Annotated in this window: 13 protein-coding genes; 5 read left to right on the top strand and 8 right to left on the bottom strand. The window is 63.2% G+C overall.

Annotation, left to right across the window (positions count from 1 at the left end; genetic code table 11):
- Positions 1 to 111: 111 nt before the first annotated feature.
- A complete protein-coding gene (locus tag ACYG9Y_RS26040; protein ID WP_023671737.1) occupies positions 112 to 279 on the top strand; it encodes a hypothetical protein in 168 nt (55 codons plus the stop codon).
- Positions 280 to 464: 185 nt separating this feature from the next.
- Here ACYG9Y_RS26040 and ACYG9Y_RS26035 read toward each other — a convergent pair whose 3' ends face one another.
- The 4 genes from ACYG9Y_RS26035 to ccmA form a co-directional block, all read right to left on the bottom strand.
- A complete protein-coding gene (locus ACYG9Y_RS26035; RefSeq protein ID WP_023726030.1) occupies positions 465 to 1046 on the bottom strand; it encodes a DsbE family thiol:disulfide interchange protein in 582 nt (193 codons plus the stop codon).
- Positions 1043 to 1234: a heme exporter protein CcmD gene (ccmD, locus tag ACYG9Y_RS26030; RefSeq protein ID WP_023738014.1), complete on the bottom strand. Its 192-nt coding sequence runs from the start codon at positions 1232 to 1234 to the stop codon at positions 1043 to 1045. Before ccmD ends, ACYG9Y_RS26035 begins: the two co-directional genes overlap by 4 nt.
- 122 nt (positions 1235 to 1356) lie before the next feature.
- Positions 1357 to 2022 (bottom strand): heme exporter protein CcmB, encoded by a 666-nt coding sequence (gene ccmB / locus ACYG9Y_RS26025; protein ID WP_023824364.1) that lies wholly within the window; start codon positions 2020 to 2022, stop codon positions 1357 to 1359.
- A 229-nt stretch (positions 2023 to 2251) separates the two neighbouring features.
- Positions 2252 to 2860, bottom strand: coding sequence for a heme ABC exporter ATP-binding protein CcmA (gene ccmA, locus ACYG9Y_RS26020; RefSeq protein ID WP_023738015.1), 609 nt, complete (start codon positions 2858 to 2860; stop codon positions 2252 to 2254).
- Between the two features lie 285 nt (positions 2861 to 3145).
- Here ccmA and acnA point away from each other — a divergent pair, with 285 nt between their 5' ends.
- The 3 genes from acnA to ACYG9Y_RS26005 all read left to right on the top strand — a co-directional run bounded on the left by acnA (position 3146) and on the right by ACYG9Y_RS26005 (position 8032).
- Positions 3146 to 5836: an aconitate hydratase AcnA gene (gene acnA, locus ACYG9Y_RS26015; RefSeq protein ID WP_023738016.1), complete on the top strand. Its 2691-nt coding sequence runs from the start codon at positions 3146 to 3148 to the stop codon at positions 5834 to 5836.
- A gap of 420 nt (positions 5837 to 6256) precedes the next feature.
- Positions 6257 to 7036 carry a DUF1223 domain-containing protein gene (locus ACYG9Y_RS26010; RefSeq protein ID WP_023683845.1) on the top strand — a complete coding sequence of 260 codons (780 nt, stop codon included), beginning with the start codon at positions 6257 to 6259 and terminating at the stop codon, positions 7034 to 7036.
- Positions 7037 to 7645: 609 nt separating this feature from the next.
- Positions 7646 to 8032, top strand: a complete 387-nt coding sequence (locus ACYG9Y_RS26005; protein ID WP_023683844.1) for a DUF2794 domain-containing protein — start codon at positions 7646 to 7648, stop codon at positions 8030 to 8032.
- 162 nt (positions 8033 to 8194) lie between these two features.
- Here the strand turns inward: ACYG9Y_RS26005 and ACYG9Y_RS26000 are convergent, their stop codons facing one another.
- The 4 genes from ACYG9Y_RS26000 to ACYG9Y_RS25985 form a co-directional block, all read right to left on the bottom strand.
- The gene (locus ACYG9Y_RS26000) at positions 8195 to 8776 is read right to left on the bottom strand and encodes a GNAT family N-acetyltransferase (RefSeq protein ID WP_023738017.1); all 582 of its coding nucleotides are present in this window, start codon (positions 8774 to 8776) and stop codon (positions 8195 to 8197) included.
- A 117-nt stretch (positions 8777 to 8893) separates the two neighbouring features.
- Entirely contained in the window at positions 8894 to 9634 is a 741-nt protein-coding gene (locus ACYG9Y_RS25995; RefSeq protein WP_023671726.1) for a Bax inhibitor-1/YccA family protein, read from the bottom strand.
- 239 nt (positions 9635 to 9873) lie between these two features.
- Positions 9874 to 12423 carry an ABC transporter permease gene (locus ACYG9Y_RS25990; RefSeq protein WP_023738018.1) on the bottom strand — a complete coding sequence of 850 codons (2550 nt, stop codon included), beginning with the start codon at positions 12421 to 12423 and terminating at the stop codon, positions 9874 to 9876.
- Positions 12423 to 13124 (bottom strand): ABC transporter ATP-binding protein, encoded by a 702-nt coding sequence (locus tag ACYG9Y_RS25985; RefSeq protein WP_023738019.1) that lies wholly within the window; start codon positions 13122 to 13124, stop codon positions 12423 to 12425. The genes ACYG9Y_RS25990 and ACYG9Y_RS25985 overlap by 1 nt, the downstream gene beginning before the upstream one ends.
- Before the next feature lie 86 nt (positions 13125 to 13210).
- On the opposite strand from ACYG9Y_RS25985, the gene ACYG9Y_RS25980 reads away from it, so the two are divergent.
- Complete coding sequence (locus ACYG9Y_RS25980; RefSeq protein ID WP_444849036.1) at positions 13211 to 13873, top strand: arylesterase; 663 nt, start codon at positions 13211 to 13213, stop codon at positions 13871 to 13873.
- The last annotated feature ends 160 nt before the right edge of the window (positions 13874 to 14033 follow it).

Below are 14033 nucleotides of genomic sequence, written 5' to 3'. Positions count from 1 at the left end.
TGGTGCATTGCAACATCTTCTTTTCGCATCGCACCATTCCTATGTCATGGTGCGAACGACCAAGGGAGGAACAAATTCACCGCTGATATGCGGCACGAAAGGACCCTTGCTATGGCTTTTGACAACCTCTTCTCCCGCGCGCGCACCTCCATGGCCAAGCGCCGCCACTACAACCGCCTCGTCGCGGAAATCGAAAACCTGACGAGCCGCGATCTGGCCGACCTGCGCGCCGACCGCTCGGAAATGCTCTACCAGGTCCACAGGCAGATCTACGGCTGAGCATTTCAGACCTCAGCGGGGCACCGCCCCCTCACCCGGATTGCCAAACCGAATTGCATGAGCAATTCGGGCAATCCGACCTCTCCCCCCGGGGAGAGGAGCTAGCCTGTGCCGATGCTTCCCTCTTCTCCCCCACGGGGAGGAGGGGGCGCGTAGCGGCCCGATGAGGGGGCATGGCGCCAACGTCAGCCCGGTGCCGCGAGCGCCTTTTCAATCTGCGGCAACAGAACATCCCTAGCCGACTCCCCTGTCAGCGGCCCGACATGCTTGTAGGCAATCTTGCCGTCCTTGCCGATGACGAACGTTTCCGGCACGCCGTAGACGCCCCAGTCGATGGCCGTGCGGCCAGCCTCGTCGACACCTATCGCCTGGAATGGATTGCCGAGATCACCAAGGAACCGGCGCGCGTTTTGCGCTTGGTCCTTGTAGTTTAGCGCGGCCATGACGAAGCGCTTGTCCTGCGACAGCGCCAAGAGCACCGGATGCTCTTCCCGGCACGGCGCGCACCACGATGCAAAGACGTTGACCAGCGTTACCTTGCCGGCGAAGGCTTTCGAATCCAGCCCGGGCAGGTTTGACCCTTCCAGCGCCGGCAGGTTGGTCTGCGGCGCCGGCAGGCCGATCAGCGCCGACGGCACTGCCGCCTCGTCGCGTCCCGACAAAAGCTGCGACAGGAACAATCCGGCGAGGCCGAGAAAAACCAGCAACGGCAACAGCACGATCAGGCGGCGGCGCGGCGACGCCGGCGTTTCGCTTTCCGTGCTCATGGCTTGCTGGCCCCAGTGCTGGCCCCAGTACCGGCTTTGTCCGAGCGACGCCGCACGCCGGCCGCTTCGAGGTCTGCCAGTTCGCGCTTGCGGGTCCGCTGGTCGAGCAGGATCCAGCCGATCAGCCCGGCCAGCACGATCGCCGTGATGCCATAGGCGGCCGCGACATAGAGTGCGTGTGCACTCATGCGCTTCGCTCCCCTTCCACCGTCACTTCGTCGTGCTCGATCATGGCCTTCCCATGGCTTTGCGGCCTTCTTAGCTTTGCGGCTGGGGCTTCGCAATTGATCGTCGCGCCGGAGCGGTCATATCAATCCGTTCCATGCCGCAGCGCCAGCGCCGCCGCCACCGGACCCAGCACGGCAAGAAACAGCGTCAGCGCGGCAAGAATGAGGAAGGGCTGCAGGAACGGATCAGGATCGGCCACCGCGCCGTAGCTCGCCGACACCCCGAAGATCAGCACCGGGATGGTCAGCGGCAACACCAGCACCGAGATCAGCAGCCCGCCGCGCGGCAGCGCCACCGCCACCGCCGCCCCGACCGCGCCGATGAAAGTGATGGCCGGCGTGCCGACCAGCAGCGTGAGCGCGGTGGCGCCGATGCTGAGCGGCTCCATGTTCATGAACAGGCCGAGCAGAGGTGCCGCAACTACCAGCGGCAGAACGCTGCCCATCCAGTGCGCCAGGCACTTCACCAGCACCGTCAGCGCCAGCATGTGGCGGTCATTGCCCAGCACCAGAAGATCGAGCGAACCGTCTTCGCGATCGGCCTGAAACAGCCGGTCGAGGCCGAGCAGGCAGGCGAGCAGAGCGCCGATCCAAAGGATCGCCGGACCGATGCGGGCGAGCAGCTTCAGGTCCGGTCCGACACCGAAGGGGATGGTGGCGATGACGGCGAGGAAGAAGATGACGCCGGTGAGCGCCCCGCCCCCGGCACGGATTGAGAGACGGACGTCGCGCAGGAAGAGGGCTAGCATTGGCGAGCCGCCCTTAAGGTTCGATCGCCTTCTCGCCGAAGGTGGCGCTCCGTCACACCCCCCTCTGTCCTCCCGGACATCTCCCCCGCAATGGGGGAGATTGGCAGTTCCGTTGCTGACGCCTCTTTTTCAATGCCGGTGATTGGCGAAAGCCGGCATGACATCTGATCTCCCCCCCTGCGGGGGAGATGCCCGGTAGGGCAGAGGGGGGTGGGCGGGAATGCCGACATCACCCTGTTGCTCCCATCCTCAATTCCTTCGCCCCATCCAATCCCAGCGGCAAGTGCGTCGCCGCGACAATCATCCCGCCCTCCGCGCAATGCCTCGTCATCAGCCCCGCAAACCGCGCCTCCGAGGCCTTGTCCAGCCCAGCCGTCGGCTCATCCAGCAGCCACAGCGGCTTATGACTGACCAGCAATTTCGCAATGGCCGCCCGCCGCCTTTGCCCGGTCGACAAATATCCGAAAGGCAGATGGCCGATGCCGCCGAGACCAACCGTCTCCAGCGCCTCCCCCACACCCGACTGCCCGTCGCCGTTGAAATCGCGCCAGAAGCGCAGATTCTCCGCCACGCTGAGCGCCGTCTTCATTGCATTGAGGTGGCCGAGATAGTGGACCGCCGAAGCGATCGTCGGAAACGTCTCGCCGCCGCCCTCGATGCGCACGTCGCCTTGCACCTTCGGCAGCAGCCCGGCGATGACCCTGAGCAGCGTCGATTTGCCCGAACCGTTCGGCCCGGTGACGACCAGCACCTGGCCCTTGTCGAGCGCAAAACCGATGCCGGAAAAGACCGTCTCGCCGCCGCGTTCGCCGCCCAGATTTTCGGCAATCAGCCGCATGCCTGCCCGTCCCGAAAACTTTACCGCGCGATAGCTGCCGCATCGCACAAATTTGCTCCGCAACTGTCTAGAACTATTCCAGAAAATTCTCTATATGCGGGACATCCGTGCCAGCGGTCGGCACGGGAACAGAATTTGCGCCGAACCAGCGCACGCGCCGCCTTGAACGGCTCGGGTTGGCTGGGAACGGACAGCGGAAATGGCCGTACCCGCACCTTTGCGCGTGATTGCATGCCCATCGGCGTCCGTTCCCTTTCAGGCTGAACAGACAAGGACGGACCGCACGTGTCAAAATCCCTCGACAGTTTCAATTGCCGCCGCACCCTCACCGTGGGTCGCGCGGACTATGTCTATTACAATCTGGTCGAGGCCGAGAGGAACGGCCTCACCGGCATTGCCCAGCTGCCTTATTCGATGAAGGTGCTGCTGGAAAACCTTTTGCGCAATGAAGACGGCCGCTCCGTCACCAAGGACTCTATCCAGGCTGTGGCCGGCTGGCTGACGGACAAGGGCACCGCCGGCGTCGAGATCGCCTATCGCCCGGCGCGTGTCCTGATGCAGGATTTCACCGGCGTCCCGGCGGTGGTCGACTTGGCCGCCATGCGCGACGGCCTCAAGGCGCTCGGCGGCGATCCGCAGAAGATCAATCCGCTGGTGCCGGTCGACCTCGTCATCGACCACTCCGTCATCGTCGACGAATTCGGCACGCCACTGGCCTTTGCCAGGAATGTCGAGCTCGAATATGAGCGCAACGAAGAGCGCTATAAATTCCTGAAATGGGGCCAGCAGGCGTTCCGCAATTTTCGCGTCGTGCCGCCCGGCACCGGCATCTGCCATCAGGTCAACCTCGAATATCTCGGTCAGGTCGTCTGGACCTACACGGAAGACGGCGAAACCACCGCTTATCCCGACACCTGCGTCGGCACCGATTCGCACACCACCATGATCAACGGCCTTGGCGTGCTCGGCTGGGGCGTCGGCGGCATCGAGGCCGAGGCGGCGATGCTCGGCCAGCCGGTTTCCATGCTGTTGCCCGAAGTCATCGGCTTCCGCCTCACCGGCAAACTTAGGGAAGGCATCACCGCCACTGACCTGGTGCTGACCGTCACCCAGATGCTGCGCAAGAAGGGCGTCGTCGGCAAGTTCGTCGAGTTCTTCGGCCCGGGCCTGTCCAACATGACGCTGGCCGACCGCGCCACCATCGGCAATATGGCGCCCGAGTATGGCGCCACCTGCGGCTTCTTCCCGGTCGACGGCGAGACCATCCGCTACCTCACAATGTCGGGCCGCGAGGAAAGCCGCATCGCCCTGGTCGAGGCCTATTCCAAGGCGCAAGGCATGTGGCGTGACGCCGGCTCGGCCGACCCTGTCTTCACTGACCTGCTCGAACTCGAGCTCGACAGCGTCGTGCCGTCGATGGCAGGTCCCAAGCGCCCCGAAGGCCGCGTTCCGCTCGAAGGCATTCCGGCCGGCTTCGCAAAGGCGATGGAAACCGAGTACAAGAAGGCTGTCGAAATCCACAAGCGCTATGCCGTCGAAGGCACCGACCATGATCTCGGTCATGGCGATGTCGTCATTGCCGCCATCACGTCCTGCACCAACACCTCCAACCCGAGCGTGCTGATCGGCGCCGGCCTCTTGGCGCGCAACGCCAACCGGCTCGGCCTCAAGCAGAAGCCGTGGGTGAAGACCTCGCTGGCGCCGGGCAGCCAGGTGGTCGCCGAATATCTGGAAAAGTCCGGCCTGCAGAAGGAGCTCGACCAGATCGGCTTCAACCTGGTTGGTTTCGGCTGCACCACCTGCATCGGCAATTCCGGCCCGCTGCCGGCGCCGATCTCCAAGACCATCAACGATAAGGGCCTGATCGCCGCCGCAGTGCTCTCCGGCAACCGCAACTTCGAAGGCCGTGTTTCACCTGACGTGCAGGCGAACTATCTGGCGTCGCCGCCGCTGGTGGTAGCCCATGCTTTGGCCGGCACCGTCACCAAGGACCTGACCACCGAGCCACTCGGCGAAGGCCGCGACGGCAAGCCGGTCTATCTCAGGGATATCTGGCCGAGTTCGGCCGAGATCCAGGAGTTCATCGAGAAGAACGTCACACGTGAGCTGTTCGCCCGCAAATATGCCGACGTCTTCAAGGGCGACGAATACTGGCAGAACGTCAAGGCGCCGGAAGGCCAGACCTATGCCTGGGACGACAACTCGACCTATGTGCAGAACCCGCCCTATTTCGCCGGCATGACCTCCGGTTTCGGCAAGATCGGCGACATCAAGGGCGCGCGCGTGCTCGGCCTGTTCGGCGACAAGATCACCACCGATCACATCTCACCGGCGGGTTCGATCAAGGCCGCTTCCCCGGCCGGCAAATACCTCACCGACCATGGCGTCGGCGTTGCCGACTTCAACCAGTACGGCACAAGGCGCGGCAACCATGAGGTGATGATGCGCGGCACCTTCGCCAACATCCGCATCCGCAACCATATGCTGGGCGAGAACGGCCGCGAGGGCGGCTACACCATCCACTACCCGTCGAAGGAAGAGGAATCGATCTACGACGCGGCGATGAGGTACAAAAAGGAAGGCGTGCCGCTGGTCATCTTCGCCGGCGTCGAATACGGCAACGGCTCCTCGCGCGACTGGGCAGCTAAAGGAACGAATCTCCTCGGTGTCCGTGCCGTCATCGCCCAGTCCTTCGAGCGCATCCATCGCTCCAACCTGGTCGGCATGGGCGTCATCCCCTTCGTCTTCGAGGAAGGCACCTCATGGGCCTCGCTCAACCTCAAGGGTGACGAGCTGGTCGAGATCGACGGCATAAGCACCATCAAGCCACGCCAGACGATGATCGCCAAGGTGACCTATGGCGACGGCACCGTGAAGAACGTGCCGATCATCTGCCGCATCGATACGCTGGACGAACTCGACTACTTCAAGAATGGCGGCATTTTGCAATACGTGCTGCGCGATCTGGCCGCGTAGCGGCCAGGGCTTAGGCAGTAGGGATTGGGCGGTAGCGGGGAACGACATCCCCTACTCCCTACTCCCTACTCCCTACTCCCTACTCCCTACTCCCTACTCCCTACTCCCTACTCCCTACTCCCTACTCCCTACTCCCTACTCCCTACTCCCAGTCTTTCCAAAGCATTGCCCGACCCGATCGAAGCCCCGCCCTGTACGACAGGAGTAAAAACCGGCTGGGCTCAGCAAGATCTGCCCCACGCTCCTGATGCCATGCTCCCGATCGAACCGGGCGGTGAAGTGCTCCCCCTGTGATGGCCATACCCATGGTTGCGGCAGCAAAAATTTCACCGCAACGTGACTTCCCGTTGACTGTCGCTTCTGCCACAAATCTGGGCAACCAGAACAAGGCCGGCGTCACCGGCGGGAATCGGAACGATCATGGCACCTCGACACCCTCTCCGGCTTGCGGCTTTTGCGCTGGCCTTCTCGGCGCTTGCCGGGACCGGGTTCGCCGAGGAATCGGGAACGACCCAGACCGACAAACCGCAGATTGACAGGCCCTTGGGCGTGGTCGAGCTGTTCACCAGCCAGGGCTGCAATTCCTGCCCGCCGGCGGACGCTTTCTTTGCCGAGCTGGCGGCCAAGGACAACGTCGTCGCGCTCGCCTACCACGTCAATTACTGGGACTATCTCGGCTGGCAGGACACGCTGAGCAGCAAGGACAATACCGACCGGCAATATGACTATATGCGCGCCTTCGGCACCCGCTCCGTCTACACGCCGCAAGCCGTCATCAATGGTCGCAGCCATGTCAACGGCGCCAGCCGCAAGGAGGTCGACGGCGCGCTTGCCCGCATGGAGAAATCCGGTGAAGGCATGCGGGTCAGCGTCAAGGTCAGCCGCACCAGCGATCGCGTCATGATCGATGCCGGCGACGCCGGTAGCGGCCCCAGCGACGCCCATGTCGTCATCGTCTATTTCGAACCACCGCAGACGGTGACCATCGCCAAGGGCGAGAACACCGGCCGCAGCATGACCTACTGGAACGCCGTCACCGGCATCCAGACCGCCGGCATGTGGCACGGCAAGGCGCAGCGCTACGAATTGCCGATGACCGAGATCGCCAAGAAAGGCGGCTGCGCCGTGCTGCTGCAATCGGTCGGCAAGGACGGCCTGCCGGGGCCTATTCTGGGCGCGGCGTTTATTCACAAGCCTTAAGAGGCTGGTCCATATCTTTTGATATCGGCGGGACAGCACCCCCCTCTGGCCTGCCGGCCATCTCCCCCGCAAGGAGGGAGATTGGCAGCTTCGCCACATCCGCCATCCTGTCCCACGTTTGAGATTGGCGAAAGCAAACGCGAAATCTGATCTCCACCCTTGCGGGGAGATGTCCGGCAGGACAGAGGGGGTGTGAAGGATCACGACGACAAGTGTCTGGCGCCGCCCAACAAAAAAACCGACGTCAGCTTGCTTCTGACGTCGGTCATTTAGGCTTTGGGATCGTCGCACCCGGTCTCTCCCTGAGGAAAGTCCGAGGTTGGTTCGATCCGACGCAGACCCGTGGGCGGGGGGCTTGGGGTTTACGAGCCGGTGCCGGACCGAACCGTCTCAGGCAACGCCGGTAAATTCGTCGGACATTGGGGCATGAGCGCGGATAAAAAAAGGCGGAAATGTGGCGAGGCATCACCAATTCAAACACCGCGTTTTATAAAAGTGACTGGACGTTGCGAAAACAGCGCGGTCCCGGGATGGTTAGCCGGGCCTTGCAATTCCACGGCGAACACGCCAACTTCTGCAAGCGAGATTCATTTTCAAAGGGATCGCGGGATGACCGATCGCAGCGGTGGGACGGAGGATGGGGACGCATCCGCAATATTGATCCCGCTGCACGAGGCGCGACGCGAACGCCTCGACCAGCCGGTCCGTTTCGACCGGCGTGAACTCGACGAGATCCTGAGGCTGTACGGACGCATGGTCGCCGCCAACGAATGGCGCGACTATGCCATCGATCATCTGTCTGATCGGGCTGTGTTTTCAGTGTTCCGCCGGGCCAGCGAAGTGCCGCTGTTCCAGATCGTCAAGGATCCGAAACTGGCGCGCCGGCAAGGCGCCTTCGCCGTCATCGCCGCCGGCGGCCGAATCCTCAAGCGCGGCCAAGAACTCGGTCGCGTGCTCAACGTCTTCGATGCTAAGCTGAAGATTGTCCAGGCCTAATTGAGAATTGGGGAATTGAAGAACTGAAGAATTGAAAAGAGGATGTAACGGTCGAAATACCGCCGGGTTTGTTCTCAGCTATTCAAATCCTCAATTCTTCAGTTCTTCAACTCCTCAATTCTTCAGTTCTTCAACTCCTCAATTCTTCAGTTCTTCAACTCCTCAATTCCCCCTCCTCAGGCTCTCACGAAACTTCCGCTCCGGCAGCGAATGCGGATCGGGCGGAACCGTTACGCCGCCATTCAGCGACAGCTGCATGAACACGGTGTCAAGCCAGCGCCCATGCTTGTAGCCGGAGCCTTCCAGGCGACCGGAATGGCGAAAGCCGAGCTTTTCATGCAGCCGCACCGAGGCGCTGTCTGCATGGCCGTCGCCGATCACAGCTATGATCTGGCGAAAGCCCGCCATACGGCAGGCTTCAATCAGCGCCTGCATCAGCAGCAGCCCGACGCCCTGGCCCTTCGCATCAGGCGCGACATAGACGGAATCCTCTACGATGAAGCGGTAGGCCGGGCGCGGCCGGAACGCGCCGGCATAGGCGTAGCCGAGCAGCGCGCCACCTCGTTCCGCCACCAGATAGGGAAAGCCCCCCGCCGTCAGGCTGTCGAAGCGCCCACCCATCTCAGTGCGGCTGGGCGGCTCCAGCTCATAGCTCGCGGTGCCATGCGTCACGGCATCGCCGTAGATCTCGGTGATTCGGCCGAGGTCGCCTTCCAAGGCCGCGCGGATGGAAATAGTGCTCATGATTTATGCAGACGATTCATCTGCCTCCATGACAGCAAAGGCCGGCACAAAAGAAAAGGGCGGCCGTTGGCCGCCCTCTTGATATCAGCTGGTCCAGTTGCCTGATGGGAAGACCGCCTAGCGGCGATCGCCCATGAACTGCAGCAGGAACATGAACAGGTTGATGAAGTCGAGATATAGCCTCAACGCGCCCATGATCGCCTTGCGGCCGGCAACGTCGGCCTGATCGCCTTCGTAGTACATTTCCTTGATGGTCTGCGTGTCATAGGCGGTGAGCCCGGCGAAGATCAGCACGCCGATCGCCGAGATGGCGAAGCCGAGCGCCGACGATTGCAGGAAGATGTTGATCAGCATGGCGATCACCAGGCCGACCACGCCCATGACCAGGAACGAGCCGAAGGCCGAAAGGTCGCGCTTGGTCGTGTAGCCGTAGAGCGACAGCGCGCCGAAGGCGGCCGCCGTGGCGAAGAACGTCTGGGTGATCGACGCGCCGGTGTAGACCAGGAAGATGGTCGACAGCGACAGGCCGACCAGGCCCGAATAGACCCAGAAGGTGGTTTGCGCCGCGGCCACGCTCATCGACTGGATCCTGAACGACAGGAAGAAGACGGCGGCGAGCGGAGCCAGGATGACCACCCAGCGGAAGGCGCTGGCATAGATCAGCGTGCCGAAAGCGGTCAGCTGTCCGTCGCCGGTGACGGCGAGCTGGAAAGCGCCCCAGGCGGCGACGCCGGTGATGAGGAGGCCAAGCCCCATCAAATTGTAGACCTTGAGCATGTAAGTGCGCAGGCCTTGGTCAATGTCGGCGCGCGCGCCCGGCACGGCCGAAGTCTGGTAGTTGCGAATGGGCTCAGCCATTGGAATCCTCTGTTGCTTCTGCCCCGTACGGTGTCAGGCCCTTTCGGACCTGGGCGCCGCTGGCGGGGCTCCAGCATGCCTGTGGCGAAATATGATGGTTCTTGACGTCAAGAACAAGACCGTAACGGGCTGCAACGCTTGGTGAATCTCCGGAAGCCGGTTTTCTTGGGCTTCCATGACTGCACATTACCAAGATTTAATCGGAAACGGCAGATTCGGCCAACCTTGCCGCTTGGGGCCTAGAGGTTGCGCAGCACCGGCGCCGCCCTGTGGCCGAGCACCCGCCAAGTGCCGGCAAGGCCGATGCCGACCGTGATCACCAGCGCAAACACCAAGGTCGCCACTGCCACCTCCGGCATGAAATGCGACGGCAGTGTCATGATGCGGGCAACGATGTACCAGGCGGAGACGCCGCCGGCAGCCAACGCGAACACCGCGGTGGCCAGGCCGATCAGCATGTATTCCAGCGAAAACGCCGCGATAAGCGTGCGCCTCGTGGCGCCCAGCGTCTTCAGCACCACGGCATCGTGGATGCGGGCGCGATTTCCCGCGGCGAGCGCGCCGGCAAGCACCAGCACCGAAGCGATCAAGGCAACGCCGGCCGCGGCCCGGATCGCCGTGCCGAGCTGGCCGACCAGCCGGTTGACGACATCGAGCGCGTCCTTGACCCGAACTGTCGTCACCGCCGGGAAGGCGCGGGTGACGGCGTTCAGCAGGCGGGCATCCTCTGCTGCCGTGGCATCCTTTTCGGTCAGCGTCGCCAGCCAGCCATGCGGGGCGCCGGCAAAAGTGTTGGGCGAGAACACCATGACGAAGTTGATGCCCATCGTCTCCCATTGCACCTCTCGGAAATTGGCGATCCTGGCCGTCACATTGCGTCCGAGCACATTGACGGTGACGGTATCGCCAAGCTTCAGGCCGAGCGCCTTGCCTTCATCGTTGGAGAACGAAACCAGCGGTTCGCCGCTGTAATTCTCCGGCCACCAGATGCCTTCGGTCAGTGTCGCATTGGCCGGCTGTTTGGCGTCGTAGGTCAGGCCGCGATCGCCGCGCAGCACCCAGGCGCCTTCCGATGGCACATTGGCCTTGTCGACACTAACGCCGTTCAGCGCCATCACCCGGCCGCGCAGCATCGGCACCTTGACCAGCGTTCCCTTCGGCGCCTCTTTGCCGATCAATGTCGAGAAGGCATCGACCTCGCTATTCTGGATGTCGACGAAGAAGAAATTCGGCGCCCGTTCCGGCAGACTGCCGGAGATCTGCTGCCTGAGATTGCCGTCGATCAGCGCCAGCGTCACCAAAAGCGTCAGCCCGAGCCCGAGCGACAGCACGACGGACGGCGTCAGCGCGCCGGGCCGGTGGATGTTGCCGATGGCGAGCCGAAGCGCGACCGAGCGCACACGCGGGCTTTTGCGCGCCACCCACTGCACCAGAGCACCGACCAGGCGCAACACCAGAAAGGCAAAGATCGTCGCGCCGACGAAGATCAAGGCGATGCGCCGGTCGCCAGAAAACAGGATGGCCAAAGCCGCCAAAGCGAGCGCGATGCCGACCGCCGTGGCAAGATAGGGCAGGCGTGGAAAGCCTCGGCCCTCAAAACCCATTTCGCGAAACAGCGCGGTCGCCGGCACATCGCGGGCGCGGCCGAGCGGCAACAGCGCGAAGGCCAGCGTCACCAGCAGCCCGAACAGCGCGGCAAGAGCCAGCGCACCGGGATAGAAGCCGCCTTCAGCCGGCACCGGAATGACCGACTGGAGCGCAGCGCTGGCTGCAAACGGCATGGCGGCGCCGAGGATGAGGCCAAGCGCGATGCCGAGGCCGGCGATCATCAGGATTTGCACGAGATAGACGGTGAAGACGAAGCCGCCCGAGGCGCCAAGGCTCTTGAAGGTGGCGATGACGCCGCGCTTGCCGTCGAGATAGGCGCGCACCGCATTGGCAACGCCGACGCCGCCGACCACCAGCGCCGTCAGCCCGACCAGCGTCAGGAATTGCGAGAAGCGCTCGATGTTGGCCGACAGCGCCGGCGCCGCATTGGAACGCGTGCGGATCGACCAGCCGGCTTCAGGGAAATCGCTCGCCGCCCGATCCTGGATGGCTTTGAGATCGGCTTGGCTGGCGCCGGCCGGCAGCCGAACCTTGTAGGCATTCTCGACCAGGCTGCCCGGCTGGATCAGGCCGGACGCGGCAAGCCCCGCGGTCGAGACCATCAGCCGCGGCGCGAAGCCGAAACCGTCCGACACCGCATCCGGTTCGCTCACCAGCCTGGCCCGCAATTCGAATGTCGCGCTGCCGACCTTCAGCCGGTCACCGATCTCCACATTCAGCCGGTCGAACAACAGGTCGGGCGCGGCGGCGCCAAAGACGCCTGATTTCTCGCCGAACAAATCCTTTCTGCCAAGCTGCGGCGCGGTCTCGATCGCGCCATAGAGCGGATAGGCGTCGTCGACGGCCTTGGCCTCGACCAGCGCCTGGTCGGAGCCGTCTTCCAGCCGCGCCATCGAGCGCATATTGGCGCTGTGCGACACAGTGCCGAGGCGGTCGAGGAAGGTGCTTTCGGCTGGCGTCGCATCGCGCTGGTTGAGCTGGAAGCGCAAGTCGCCGCCAAGCAGCGTCTGGCCCTGGTCGGCAACGCCTGCGGTGATCGCCTGCGCCACCGAATTGACCCCGCCGATTGCAGCGACGCCGAGCGCGATGCAGGCAAGGAAGATCATGAAGCCGGACAGTCCGCCGCGCATCTCGCGCAGCGAAAAGCGGAACGCGAGCTTCAGCGTCTGCGACAGTGGCATCAGGCCGGCACCTTCACCTGCGCTACCGGCGCATCCTCGATGCGGCCGGAGCGCATCGACACCTGGCGCGAGCAGCGCGCCGCAAGGGCCGGATCGTGCGTGACCAGCACCAAGGTCATGCCGCGCTCGGCCGCTTTGGCGAACAAAAGGTCGGCAACCTGCCGCCCCGTCGCCTGGTCGAGATTGCCGGTCGGCTCGTCGGCGATGAGAATGCGCGGCGACGGCGCCAGCGCGCGGGCGATCGCCACGCGCTGCTGTTCGCCGCCGGACAGCTCGCCCGGATAGTGGGTGACGCGGTCGCTCAAGCCCACCGCTGCCAGCTCGCGCGCGGCGACGCCGAACGGATCGGCATGGCCGGCCAGTTCCAGCGGCACTGCGACATTTTCGAGCGCCGTCATGTTGGGAATGAGATGGAAGGACTGAAAGACGATGCCTATGTTTCGGCCCCGAAACGAGGCGATCTGGTCCTCGCTTTGGCCGTTCAGCAATTCGCCGGCAATGCGCACCGTGCCCGAATCGACCCGCTCCAGCCCGGCCAGCACCATCAGCAAGGTCGACTTGCCGGAACCCGAAGGGCCGACAATGCCGGTCGCCTCGCCGCGCGTCACGTCAAGGCTGACGCCTTTCAGCACATGCACAGACGAAGCCCCTTGGCCCAGGGTCAGGGATATGTCTTTCAGCGCGATGACGGCTTCTGTCACAATTAAAGCGTCCTATATCAGGATGAAGGCTCTGCTTGCCGGAAGCCGTCGCCGGAAGAATTCCTCGGGTATATGGGGCCTGCCACATGTCTTTCAAACGGAAGATATCTTTCAAACGCTTGAATGCCGCAGGGCTCGTCTTTTTCGTCACCCTTTGCGGCGCCATTTCGTCGGTACGCGCCGAGACGTTCACCATCGTCGGGTTCGGCGACAGCCTGATGGCCGGTTTCGGCCTCGGGCCTGGCGATGGCTTTACCGACAAATTGCAAGCTGCGCTGCGGGCCAAAGGCCATGACGTCACCGTAGCCAACGCCGGCGTTTCAGGCGACACCTCGAGCGGCGGCTTGGCACGGCTTGACTGGTCGGTACCGGATGGGACAAGGCTGGTTATCCTCGAACTCGGCGCCAACGACATGCTGCGCGGCGTCTCGCCCAGCATTACGGAAAAGAACCTGGACGACATGCTGGCGAAGCTGAAAGCGCGCAAGATCGCGGTGCTTTTGGCCGGCATGCGCGCCGCTCCCAATCTCGGCGCCGACTACCAGAACGCCTTCGATGCGATCTATCCAAAGCTTGCCGCGAAATACGATGTGCCGCTCTATCCGTTTTTTCTCGATGGCGTCGCCGGGCAGTCCGGCCTGCAGTTGGAGGATGGCCTGCATCCCAATCCGAAGGGCGTCGCAGCGATGGTCAAGCGCATCCTGCCCGCCGTGGAGAACGCGATTGCGGCAGTTCAGGGTGGCGGTTGAACGCCGGCGTGACGAGAATAACACGCGGCGATCATTTTGACCGGTGTGGCCAAAAAGGACATATAGCCTCCAAAAGGAGGGTCATATGGCCATTATCATCAAGAGAGAGGACGCTGTTCGCCTCGCGCGAACTTTGAAACAAAAGACCGGGCTGCAGAGG

This window comes from Mesorhizobium sp. W050, assembly GCF_054719535.1.
Note: the sequence above shows the minus strand (reverse complement) of the source record. Positions and strands in the feature narration are given on the sequence as shown.

What these genes read in the sequence shown, in the direction of transcription:
- ACYG9Y_RS26040 (WP_023671737.1), top strand. Translation starts at nt 112, where the DNA reads ATGGCTTTTGACAACCTCTTCTCCCGCGCGCGCACCTCCATGGCCAAG.
- ACYG9Y_RS26035 (WP_023726030.1), bottom strand. Translation starts at nt 1,046, where the DNA reads ATGAGCACGGAAAGCGAAACGCCGGCGTCGCCGCGCCGCCGCCTGATC.
- ccmD (WP_023738014.1), bottom strand. Translation starts at nt 1,234, where the DNA reads ATGAGTGCACACGCACTCTATGTCGCGGCCGCCTATGGCATCACGGCG.
- ccmB (WP_023824364.1), bottom strand. Translation starts at nt 2,022, where the DNA reads ATGCTAGCCCTCTTCCTGCGCGACGTCCGTCTCTCAATCCGTGCCGGG.
- ccmA (WP_023738015.1), bottom strand. Translation starts at nt 2,860, where the DNA reads ATGCGGCTGATTGCCGAAAATCTGGGCGGCGAACGCGGCGGCGAGACG.
- ACYG9Y_RS26010 (WP_023683845.1), top strand. Translation starts at nt 6,257, where the DNA reads ATGGCACCTCGACACCCTCTCCGGCTTGCGGCTTTTGCGCTGGCCTTC.
- ACYG9Y_RS26005 (WP_023683844.1), top strand. Translation starts at nt 7,646, where the DNA reads ATGACCGATCGCAGCGGTGGGACGGAGGATGGGGACGCATCCGCAATA.
- ACYG9Y_RS26000 (WP_023738017.1), bottom strand. Translation starts at nt 8,776, where the DNA reads ATGAGCACTATTTCCATCCGCGCGGCCTTGGAAGGCGACCTCGGCCGA.
- ACYG9Y_RS25995 (WP_023671726.1), bottom strand. Translation starts at nt 9,634, where the DNA reads ATGGCTGAGCCCATTCGCAACTACCAGACTTCGGCCGTGCCGGGCGCG.
- ACYG9Y_RS25990 (WP_023738018.1), bottom strand. Translation starts at nt 12,423, where the DNA reads ATGCCACTGTCGCAGACGCTGAAGCTCGCGTTCCGCTTTTCGCTGCGC.
- ACYG9Y_RS25980 (WP_444849036.1), top strand. Translation starts at nt 13,211, where the DNA reads ATGTCTTTCAAACGGAAGATATCTTTCAAACGCTTGAATGCCGCAGGG.